This is a genomic window from Haemophilus haemolyticus, from assembly GCF_001008275.1.
Lineage (GTDB): Bacteria > Pseudomonadota > Gammaproteobacteria > Enterobacterales > Pasteurellaceae > Haemophilus > Haemophilus haemolyticus_P.
The window spans coordinates 25,468-34,934 of the sequence record NZ_LCTH01000037.1; the positions used below are offsets into that span (position 1 = coordinate 25,468).

The 9,467-nt window shown below is 38.2% G+C and carries 11 protein-coding genes; 5 read left to right on the forward strand and 6 right to left on the reverse strand.

Annotated elements, in window-relative coordinates; genetic code table 11:
- Positions 1–74: 74 nt before the first annotated feature.
- The 3 genes from AAX15_RS06125 to AAX15_RS06135 form a co-directional block, all read right to left on the reverse strand.
- Positions 75–1,460 (reverse strand): anti-phage deoxyguanosine triphosphatase, encoded by a 1,386-nt coding sequence (locus tag AAX15_RS06125; protein WP_046939565.1) that lies wholly within the window; start codon positions 1,458–1,460, stop codon positions 75–77.
- A 92-nt stretch (positions 1,461–1,552) separates the two neighbouring features.
- The gene (locus AAX15_RS06130) at positions 1,553–2,248 is read right to left on the reverse strand and encodes a CidB/LrgB family autolysis modulator (protein WP_046939566.1); all 696 of its coding nucleotides are present in this window, start codon (positions 2,246–2,248) and stop codon (positions 1,553–1,555) included.
- Positions 2,249–2,268: 20 nt separating this feature from the next.
- Positions 2,269–2,700, reverse strand: coding sequence for a CidA/LrgA family protein (locus AAX15_RS06135; protein WP_046939567.1), 432 nt, complete (start codon positions 2,698–2,700; stop codon positions 2,269–2,271).
- A 314-nt stretch (positions 2,701–3,014) separates the two neighbouring features.
- On the opposite strand from AAX15_RS06135, the gene AAX15_RS06140 reads away from it, so the two are divergent.
- From AAX15_RS06140 to queF, 5 genes are read left to right on the forward strand one after another with little or no spacing between them, the layout of a single operon-like run.
- A complete protein-coding gene (locus AAX15_RS06140) occupies positions 3,015–3,506 on the forward strand; it encodes a thermonuclease family protein (protein ID WP_046939568.1) in 492 nt (163 codons plus the stop codon).
- On the forward strand, positions 3,496–4,695 hold the full coding sequence (locus tag AAX15_RS06145) for a cysteine desulfurase (RefSeq protein WP_046939569.1): 1,200 nt from the start codon (positions 3,496–3,498) through the stop codon (positions 4,693–4,695). The genes AAX15_RS06140 and AAX15_RS06145 overlap by 11 nt, the downstream gene beginning before the upstream one ends.
- Positions 4,692–5,069 (forward strand): SufE family protein, encoded by a 378-nt coding sequence (locus tag AAX15_RS06150; RefSeq protein WP_046939570.1) that lies wholly within the window; start codon positions 4,692–4,694, stop codon positions 5,067–5,069. The genes AAX15_RS06145 and AAX15_RS06150 overlap by 4 nt, the downstream gene beginning before the upstream one ends.
- Positions 5,060–5,845, forward strand: a complete 786-nt coding sequence (locus AAX15_RS06155; RefSeq protein WP_046939571.1) for a Zn-ribbon-containing protein — start codon at positions 5,060–5,062, stop codon at positions 5,843–5,845. Before AAX15_RS06150 ends, AAX15_RS06155 begins: the two co-directional genes overlap by 10 nt.
- Before the next feature lie 54 nt (positions 5,846–5,899).
- Entirely contained in the window at positions 5,900–6,739 is an 840-nt protein-coding gene (queF, locus tag AAX15_RS06160) for an NADPH-dependent 7-cyano-7-deazaguanine reductase QueF (RefSeq protein ID WP_046939572.1), read from the forward strand.
- Positions 6,740–6,774: 35 nt separating this feature from the next.
- On the opposite strand, the gene tyrA is transcribed toward queF, so the two are convergent.
- From tyrA to rbfA, 3 genes are all read right to left on the reverse strand, one after another.
- Entirely contained in the window at positions 6,775–7,899 is a 1,125-nt protein-coding gene (tyrA, locus tag AAX15_RS06165; RefSeq protein WP_046939573.1) for a bifunctional chorismate mutase/prephenate dehydrogenase, read from the reverse strand.
- A gap of 89 nt (positions 7,900–7,988) precedes the next feature.
- Positions 7,989–8,909, reverse strand: coding sequence for a tRNA pseudouridine(55) synthase TruB (gene truB / locus AAX15_RS06170; protein WP_046939574.1), 921 nt, complete (start codon positions 8,907–8,909; stop codon positions 7,989–7,991).
- A complete protein-coding gene (rbfA, locus tag AAX15_RS06175; RefSeq protein ID WP_005628626.1) occupies positions 8,909–9,295 on the reverse strand; it encodes a 30S ribosome-binding factor RbfA in 387 nt (128 codons plus the stop codon). The genes truB and rbfA overlap by 1 nt, the downstream gene beginning before the upstream one ends.
- Positions 9,296–9,467: the final 172 nt, after the last annotated feature.

Here is a 9,467-nt window from a genome sequence, read left to right on the forward strand (position 1 = left end):
AGTGAAAATTAACCACACTATTCTATACGGTTTGCATAAAAAATCCCATCAATTCGATAGGATTCTCTCTTAAATCAAAGTTGCTGATATACCCGCAATGCGTGTGCATCCGACATGCCTGCAATATAATCGCAAATAATTCGCTTCTTCCCATCTTCTGGTACATTACGCCAACGATTTGCAGTATTTCGCGGTAATAAACGCTCCGGATCAGATTCAAAAATCTGGAACATTTCTGTCAACATTCTCTGCCCTTTATATTCGATTCGTTGGGTATCCACATTGCAAATAACATAATCCCAAACGAATTTTTTAAATACACCAAGCGCAGCAATCACTTCAGGTGGCAACTCTGCGTTATAACGTAACAAAGATTCATCAAAATTTGCTGTTAATTTCCACCGCACATTGGTAATAAAAAAGTTCACCAATGCGCCAATCGCTTGTTTGCGCTCAAAATGTTTATCAGAGAAAAGTCGTTGGCTAATTGAATCAATATTTTCATGCAACCAAGCTGACGGAATTTGTTTTAATGCGGAATGTGCCACTTGCCATTGATGAGGATTTACCACGCCAGTTACAATCGCATCTTCTAAATCATGTACGCCATAGGCAATATCATCGGCCAATTCCATAATGCTGCAATCCAGAGATTTAAACCGAGTATGTAAAGATTCAGCTGGATTTTCCCGCACTTTTTTAAATTGACAGAATAAAGTGCGGTCAGTTTCAGAAAGATTCTCCATCAACCAATTAAACATCTTTAAATCATCGCGGAAAATGCCTTTTCCTGGAATCCAATCATGAATACGCACAAAACGCGGATCAATATTGCGAGAAAAATTAAGTTCTGCATATTGAGGCGAGGCCATATCTAACAACGCGGGATATTTCACTACACCCAATAGTGTTCGACGCGTTAGATTCATTCCTGCATTTTCAGTGTAAGGCTCAAGTTTCGTTAAAATTCTAAAGGTTTGTGCATTACCTTCAAAACCGCCCTGCTCTGCCATCATATAATTTAATGCCGTTTCACCACCATGCCCAAAAGGCGGATGCCCAATATCATGCGCAAAACACAAACTTTCGATAAGATCGTTACTCGGCAATAAAGGTTTCAACTGCTTTTGTAACTCATTTTTATCAATATTTAATGTTTGCGAAAGGCTTTCAACGGTTTCTAAAAATTTAAGTTGTGCAACGAGACTACTACCAATCTGTGCGACTTCCAAAGAATGAGTTAAGCGAGTGCGATAAAAATCATTTTCGCCAATCGCGTGAATTTGAGTTTTTGCTTGCAAGCAACGAAAGGCGGCTGAATGTAAAATTCGCCCCCGATCACGACGAAATGGTGGGCGATTATCTTTTTCGCGTGGAGGATCGGGAAGAAAACGTTCTGTCCAAGAAGAATCAATGATAAGTGGTTTCATATCGCTTTGTTTTATTTCGTTTTTCTGCATTATCTAATCATTTAGCGCAAAAAACAACCGCACTTTATCTAGAACAAACACAATCTAGAATAAATAAAGTGCGGTTGAATTTTTATTGATATTTAAACAAAGAAATAAATGAGCTTAAATACAAATGGCGCGAGAATAGAACTAATAATCCCACAAAGCACAAGAGAAATAGAACTGTAACTGCCTGCCGTTGAGTTAGTTTCCATACAGCTTACGGTACCAAGTGCATGAGAAACAGAACCAACGGAAAGTCCTATAGCTTCTTGATGTTTAATGCCTAATTTTTTTAATACAAGGTAACCAAAAACAGAGCCTTGCAAACCTGCAACAACAACCCCTACAGCGGTAACAGCAGGAATTCCGCCTAAATGGCGAGAAACCTCCATCGCGATAGGCGTTGTAATTGATTTAGGTAAAACTGTTGCGACCATTTCGGGAGTTGCGCCTAAAAGAAATGCTAAAAGTGCACCACTTAACATTGCTAAAAAAGAGGCAATGAAAACCGTTGAAAGAATGATTTTCCATTGTTTGGCAATTTGGCGAAGTTGCTCATAAAGCGGCAAAGCAAGAGCAACGATACTTAATGAAAGCAAATTGTTTATTGGTGCATTCCCAGCCATATAATCATCATATGGAATTTTGCCTATAACCAAAATTACCACAAGAATCAACACGGTTAAGATAAATGAATTGAAAATGACTGATTTCCAACGTTTACTAATTTGTAATGCAAGCCAAAATCCGAAAATTGTTAAAAATGTATAAAGATAAATTGCGTACTGCTGCATAATTGACATCCAAATAAAGACTACATGTTTTCAGTTATTTGTTTCTCTTGAACTTGGCGACGTTTTATTACTTTTTTCCGTTTATGTGTAAAAGATTGGAGTTGATATAAATGATTGGCAAAAAAACCAATCACAACTAATGTAATACATGTGCTTACAATATTGGGAAGTAATAAAATATTAACCTGTTCTCTTAATAAATCAGAATATTTAATAATGCCTACGCTTACAGGTACAAAAAGTACGGCCATAAAGCGAATAAGAAAACTCGCCCCCAAATAAATCCAATCTAAATGAATAAGTCTTGTTGTTAACCCCAAAAAGAGTAATAACAATCCCCAAATACTCCCAGGTACACCTACAGGTACATAATGTGCAATAAGATTTCCGAGATATAACATAATGTATAAAATGACCAAAGAACGGGTCAATAAAAACACCTTTTGAACCATATTCGACCTTTTTCAACTTTTTTGATAATGTTTAAAAAAGATTTTACGCCTTTTAAGAGAAAATTGACCACCTATTTTTAAATAAAATCGGGCGTAATCTGAAAAAAATGTGAGCTCGATCAAATTTTGATATCAAATTACAAAGAGTTAAACACAATCAAATCACCAGCTATTATTCATCAGGCTTAAGATTTGCTATAATGTTCCAACTTATTAACCATGAATCTTAAACAATCTGTCTCCACATTTATCACCCATAAGATGGAATACTATACACGCTTATTGGTACCAATAGCGCCAATTTACCAAGGTTAATGATGAAAAACTGCTTAATTTTAATTTCTTTACTTTTTTTAACCGCACTTTCCGCTTGCTCCAGTGAAAAAGGTAATTGTCGTGTTGTGGGTATCAGCGATGGCGACACTTTAACTTGCCTTACAAAAGGCAATAAGCAAGTCAAAGTACGACTAGCTGAAATTGATGCGCCAGAGAAAAAACAAGCTTTTGGACAAAAATCTAAAAAAGCGTTATCTGATATGGTTTATCTCCGTGATGTACATCTTTCTTTAAAAGGTCATGATCGATATCAACGCACATTGGCGATTATTTATTATCAAGATAAAAATATTAATTTAGAAATGGTTAAACAAGGTATGGCATGGGCTTATAAGCAATATTCCCATGATCCGATTTATCTTCAAGCGCAAGAAAATGCACAAGCCAAGCGAATTGGTCTTTGGGCGGACAATAATCCAATTGAACCAAGTCAATGGCGCAGACAAGAGAAAAATCAATATGGCTTTTGATTATCAAACGTTCCGTCAAGAATTTCCCTATTTCCAACGTGAAGATGCGGTTGTTTATTTAGATAACGCCGCTACCGCGTTGAAACCTCAAGTGTTAATTGATCGCACCGCTGAATTTTATGCTTCTGCGGGTTCGGTGCATCGCAGCCAATATGATGCTGCCCAAACTGCGCAATATGAACAGGCTCGCACACAAATTAAACAATTGGTGAATACAGAAGATAAACGCGCTGTTATTTGGACTTCGGGTACAACTCACGCAATAAACTTAGTGGCAAATGGATTGATACCGCAATTAAACGCAGAAGATGAAATTCTAATTAGCCAAGCAGATCATCATGCCAATTTTGTCACTTGGCACGAAACGGCGAAAAAGTGCGGTGCAAAAATTCGAGTTTTACCGATTTTAGATAATTGGCTAATTGATGAAAATGCGCTTATTTCTGCCCTTTCTGAAAAAACAAAACTCGTTGCACTGAATTTTGTTTCAAATGTTACAGGCACAGAACAGCCGATTAAACGCCTGATTCAACTGGTTAGAAAACATAGTCATACGTTGGTTTTAGTGGATGCAGCACAAGCGATTAGTCATATTAAAATTAATTTACAAGATTTAGATGCCGATTTCCTCGCATTTTCTGCCCATAAAATTTATGGCCCAAATGGGCTTGGCGTTTTAACAGGAAAATTGACCGCACTTTCTCAACTTCAACCGCTCTTTTTTGGCGGAAAAATGGTTGATCGTGTATCAAATGATCGAATTACGTTTGCCGAGTTACCTTATCGTTTAGAAGCAGGCACACCCAATATTGCTGGGGTTATTGGCTTTAATGCTGTGCTGGATTGGCTACAAAAATGGGATTTTACCGCAGCAGAACAGCACGCCATATCCTTGTCTGAATCCGTCAAAGTGCGGTTAAAATCTTACGAGAATTGCCGATTATTCAATTCCCCTCAACCAAGCACTGTCGTTTGCTTTATATTTGACGGCATTGACTGTTCCGATCTTTCAACGCTCTTAAGCGAACAAAATATTGCGCTCCGTGTGGGCGAACATTGCGCCCAACCTTATTTAGCACGCTTAGGCGAACGCACCACATTACGCCTATCTTTTGCCCCTTATAATACACAGGAAGATGTAGAGGCATTTTTTACCGCTTTAGATAAAGCACTGGATTTATTACAATGATAGAACAATTAAAACAAGCTAAAAATTGGGAAGATCGCTATCGCCTGATTATTCAAGCTGGCAAAAATTCTCACCCAAGCGATGATGAACTTGCTCAAATGCAACCTATTACTGGCTGTGAAGCACAAATGTGGTTTCAAATTATTCCTAAAAATGACCGCACTTTTCAATTCAACGGATTTAGCGAAGCCAGAATTATGAATGGCTTGCTTTGGATTTTATTCAATCAAATCAATGGCAAAACAGCGAATGAATTGAATACATTTGATATTACTGTATTTTTTAGCGAACTCGGCATTTCACAACGTTTAAGCGAAACACGTTTAAACGGCTTAAACCAAATCGGACAGCAATTAAAAAATTTATGTATTTAATCGAAACCTATTTTCGCCTAACTGCGCTCGAAAATAATATTGAATCACAAAGTCGTTTACTTAATACCGTGATCGATCAATGGCGGTATAACGGGCAAATTATCGGACGTGAAATTCCTTTATATTTAGCAGAAGAAGATGGTGCACAAGGCTTTGCTATGCGCGTCATTTGCCCTGAGCAAGATAGTCTTTTCCCGCAAAATAATAATGCAGAAGTAAATCGAGCATTACAAGAAGCCGAAAAGTGCGGTGTAATTTTTGATGGTTTTCAACTTGTGGGCGATGATTTCAATTCAGATCAAACGGCAGAAAATGCATCGCCAGCTTGGCAAGTGCTTTACACAACCCATTTACAAAGTTGCTCACCGATTCATAGCGGAGAAAATTTCGCGCCAATTCCTTTGTATAAACAGTTGAAAAATCAACCGCACTTAAGCCAAGATCTGATTAAATGGCAAGAAAATTGGCAAGCCTGCGATCAACTACAAATGAATGGTGCGGTATTAGAACAACAATCTTTGGCAGAAATTTCGGATCATCAAAGTACGCTTTCAAAACACGGATGCTATTTAGCCCAAGAAATAGAAAAAGAAACCGGCATACCGACTTACTATTATTTATATCGTGTAGGTGGGCAATCTTTAGAATCTGAAAAATCTCGTTGCTGCCCTTCTTGTGGCGCAAACTGGGCGTTAAAAGACGCGATTTTTGATACCTTTCATTTTAAATGCGATACCTGTCGATTAGTTTCGAACCTATCGTGGAATTTTTTGTAATTAATTTATAAAGTGTCGGAATTTGCAAAACTCGAACACTTAATCGGAGAAAAGATGAATTACCAAGACAACAGCTTAAAATCCTTAAAACTCGGTCAAAAAACAGAATATGCCTCTCAATATGACCGCACTTTATTACAGCCTGTGCCACGCGCGTTAAATCGCGATGGATTGGGCATTACCCAAAACCAACCATTTACTATCGGCGCTGATATTTGGACGGCTTATGAAATCTCGTGGCTCAATGAAAAAGGCTTACCGCAAGTGGCTATCGCAGACATTTATCTGGATTATCAAAGCCAAAATTTGATTGAGTCAAAAAGTTTTAAACTTTATTTAAATAGCTTCAACCAAAGCAAATTTGCAGATTTCAACGCTGTTCAACAAACCATGCAACGCGATTTAAGCGAATGTGCGCAAGGCGATGTAAAAGTGCGGTTAAATACAGTGGCAATTTATGATGCTCAAAAAATTGATAGCCTACAAGGCGATTGCATTGATGAACAAGATATTGAAATTACCAGCTACCAATTTAACGCTGATTGGCTAAAAGATTGCGTATCTGATGAAATTGTCGAAGAAAAATTAGTCAGCCATTTGTTGAAATCTAACTGCCTCATCACTAATCAGCCAGACTGGGGCACCTTGTATATTCACTATGTAGGTAAAAAAATCGACCACGAAAAATTATTGCGTTACGTTGTATCGTTCCGTCAACACAATGAATTCCACGAGCAATGTGTCGAACGTATTTTTTGTGATTTAATGCACTACGCAAAACCAGAAAAACTCACCGTTTACGCGCGCTATACTCGTCGTGGCGGATTAGACATTAATCCATTCCGCTCTAATTTTGAGAATTTACCTGAAAATTTAAGATTAGCGAGACAGTAAAAGAAAAATGCGGTGAAATTTCACCGCACTTTTCCCTACCCTTGTTTCAAATCATTTGCCTGCTGCAATAGCTGACGGCTTTCTTTTAAGAATTGTTCGGAATAGTCGCCAAACCAGTCACGCACCTTATGGAAAGCATCAATAAAACCTTGACGATCATTATTTTCAAAGAAAGTTAAAGCTTCTTCGTAAGTTTGTTTTAGTGTTTCAATTACCGCTAAATTTTCTGGCTTATCCATAATAATATCTGCGTAAAGCTCTGCATCTTGCGCAAATAAACGACCAATCATCGCAAGTTCTAGGCGATAAATAGGGGAAGAAAGCGCCAATAAATTAGTAAGATTAACGGGCTGTTTGGAAAGGTGTAAACCATTCGCAAAAGTTGAAAAATGGCGCAAGGCTTGTATATAAGTCATATTATGATCGTGTTCTGTAGCATCGGTTTGATAAACCTTTGCGCCCCAAATTTGAATTTGCTCAAGTAACCATTCGTAACGTTCAGGAAAACGTCCATCACAACGCACAACCACTTGTTTTGCCATACTTGCAATATCTGGCCCAAACATTGGATGTAAACCTAAAACAGCACCAGAATGGATTTCAAGCATTTTGGCTAGCGGTTCATGCTTAACAGAGGTTAAATCTGCAAGTAGCATGTTTTCTGTTAAATAAGGTTTTAAGCGTTCAATTGTTTCTAAGGTGAGATTAATGGGGACGGAAACGATCACGACATCCGCATTTGTTAAAATACTTTCAGCTACCGTCCAATCTTCACGATCTAAAATAGAAATTGGATAGCCAGATGCACGTAAATAGCGGGCAAATAAGCCACCTAATTTACCATAGCCACCCACGATAACAATTTTGTGAATATCAGAATTGATGGTTTTAAAGCCAAATTGGTTTTCATTGGCATAGGATTCGCGCATAAAACGGCGTAGAACATCTTCAATCAGATCTGCTGAAATGCCTGCTTTTTCAGCTTCTAAACGACGCGCTTGGAGCATTGCTATTTCACGCTCTGGCACATAAATAGGTAATCCATGTTGATGTTTAACTTTACCGACTTGAGAAACCAACTCAAGACGTTTAGCAAAAAGTTGGATAAGTTCGCGATCAAGCGAATCAATTTCAGAACGTAAATCCTTTAGGGCTTCCATAAAACTCACCTGCAATATTTAGTTTACATATATTGTAAAAAATAAATTACAGATGAGATTACTAGAATTTTATAGGAAAGGCAATGAAGTTATGAGGATTGCGTGATTAAGCGTTGTGGGCGAATAATATTTCCATCGATTAAGGCTACGCCTAAGAATAAATTCTCCGCTGAAAATAACCGCACTTGGCCACTTAATGGCTGTTCGTTAACAAATTTCACTCGCTGACCAAAACCAATGGCTTTACTCTGCTCTGCATCCAAATGCAAAGCGGGCAATTTACTTACAGCGGTATCAGTTGGCAGTAATAGACGATCTAATTCACTTAACGGAAAACTTTCAGCAAGTAGTTGTAACTCATCGATTGGCATCATTTCTGCTACAGGATAATCCGCTACGGCTGTACGACGTAACATTGTCACATGCGCGCCACAACCTAGCACTTCACCTAAATCATCTACTAAGGTGCGAATATAAGTGCCTTTTGAACAATGCACTTCTAAGGTTAAATAAGGTGCGTGATATTCAATAAAATTGAGTTCAAAAATCGTAATTGGGCGTGCTTCACGCTCAACTGTAATACCTTGTCGAGCATATTCATAAAGCGGTTTACCATTATGTTTTAGTGCAGAAAACATTGTCGGCACTTGTAAAATATCACCACGAAATTGCTCAAGTGCGGTCAAAATTTGCTGAGTCTCAATATGAACCTCTCGAGTTTCCACGACTTGCCCTTCCGCATCGGAAGTATCGGTACGTTCGCCTAATTTTGCTGTAACAAGATAACGCTTATCTGCATCAAGCAAAAATTGTGAAAACTTAGTTGCTTCACCCAAGCAAATCGGCAACATTCCCGTAGCCAACGGATCGAGCGCGCCAGTATGCCCCGCTTTGTTCGCTTGAAATAAACGCTTCACCTTTTGCATGATGTCATTTGATGACATGCCTTGTGACTTATCCAACAAAAACACACCATCAACATCACGCCAGCGTTTACGAGGTCTAGACATTAGTTGCTTTCCTCAACGTGTTTTTTCTCATCTTCACGCACAACATTTGTCACAAGATTTGACATACGCATCCCTTCCACTAAGGATTGATCGTAAATAAAGCGAATCTCTGGCACAATACGTAAACGCATCGCTTTGCCTAGTAATGAACGAATATAAGGCGATGCTTTTTCTAAGCCTTTCATGCCTTGCTCGATTGCCGTTTCATCGTGATCGAATAAAAAAGTCACGAATATTTTTGCGTAAGATAAATCGCTCGACACTTCCACATCAGAAACCGTCACCATCCCAATACGGGGATCTTTCACTTCGCGTTGTAAAATGACTGCTATTTCTTTTTGTATTTCTTGAGCGACGCGATCGCTACGTTTAAATTCTCTTGCCATAGTTATTCCTTATTTATAAAAGCGCCCCATTCTACTGGAAATCATTGGATTTAGCACGCAAAAATCCCTTTCAACCTGATACTGTTTTTCGATAGAATGACACCTGATAATTTGTTTGAATATTCAAACTTCCGATAAAAATCACTTTACAGAGGGCATAATTTATGCAAGC

Excerpts from the sequence above, each read along its gene's own strand:
- AAX15_RS06125 (WP_046939565.1), bottom strand. The coding sequence starts at position 1,460 with ATGCAGAAAAACGAAATAAAACAAAGCGATATGAAACCACTTATCATT.
- AAX15_RS06130 (WP_046939566.1), bottom strand. The coding sequence starts at position 2,248 with ATGCAGCAGTACGCAATTTATCTTTATACATTTTTAACAATTTTCGGA.
- AAX15_RS06135 (WP_046939567.1), bottom strand. The coding sequence starts at position 2,700 with ATGGTTCAAAAGGTGTTTTTATTGACCCGTTCTTTGGTCATTTTATAC.
- AAX15_RS06140 (WP_046939568.1), top strand. The coding sequence starts at position 3,015 with ATGATGAAAAACTGCTTAATTTTAATTTCTTTACTTTTTTTAACCGCA.
- AAX15_RS06145 (WP_046939569.1), top strand. The coding sequence starts at position 3,496 with ATGGCTTTTGATTATCAAACGTTCCGTCAAGAATTTCCCTATTTCCAA.
- AAX15_RS06150 (WP_046939570.1), top strand. The coding sequence starts at position 4,692 with ATGATAGAACAATTAAAACAAGCTAAAAATTGGGAAGATCGCTATCGC.
- AAX15_RS06155 (WP_046939571.1), top strand. The coding sequence starts at position 5,060 with ATGTATTTAATCGAAACCTATTTTCGCCTAACTGCGCTCGAAAATAAT.
- queF (WP_046939572.1), top strand. The coding sequence starts at position 5,900 with ATGAATTACCAAGACAACAGCTTAAAATCCTTAAAACTCGGTCAAAAA.
- tyrA (WP_046939573.1), bottom strand. The coding sequence starts at position 7,899 with ATGGAAGCCCTAAAGGATTTACGTTCTGAAATTGATTCGCTTGATCGC.
- truB (WP_046939574.1), bottom strand. The coding sequence starts at position 8,909 with ATGTCTAGACCTCGTAAACGCTGGCGTGATGTTGATGGTGTGTTTTTG.
- rbfA (WP_005628626.1), bottom strand. The coding sequence starts at position 9,295 with ATGGCAAGAGAATTTAAACGTAGCGATCGCGTCGCTCAAGAAATACAA.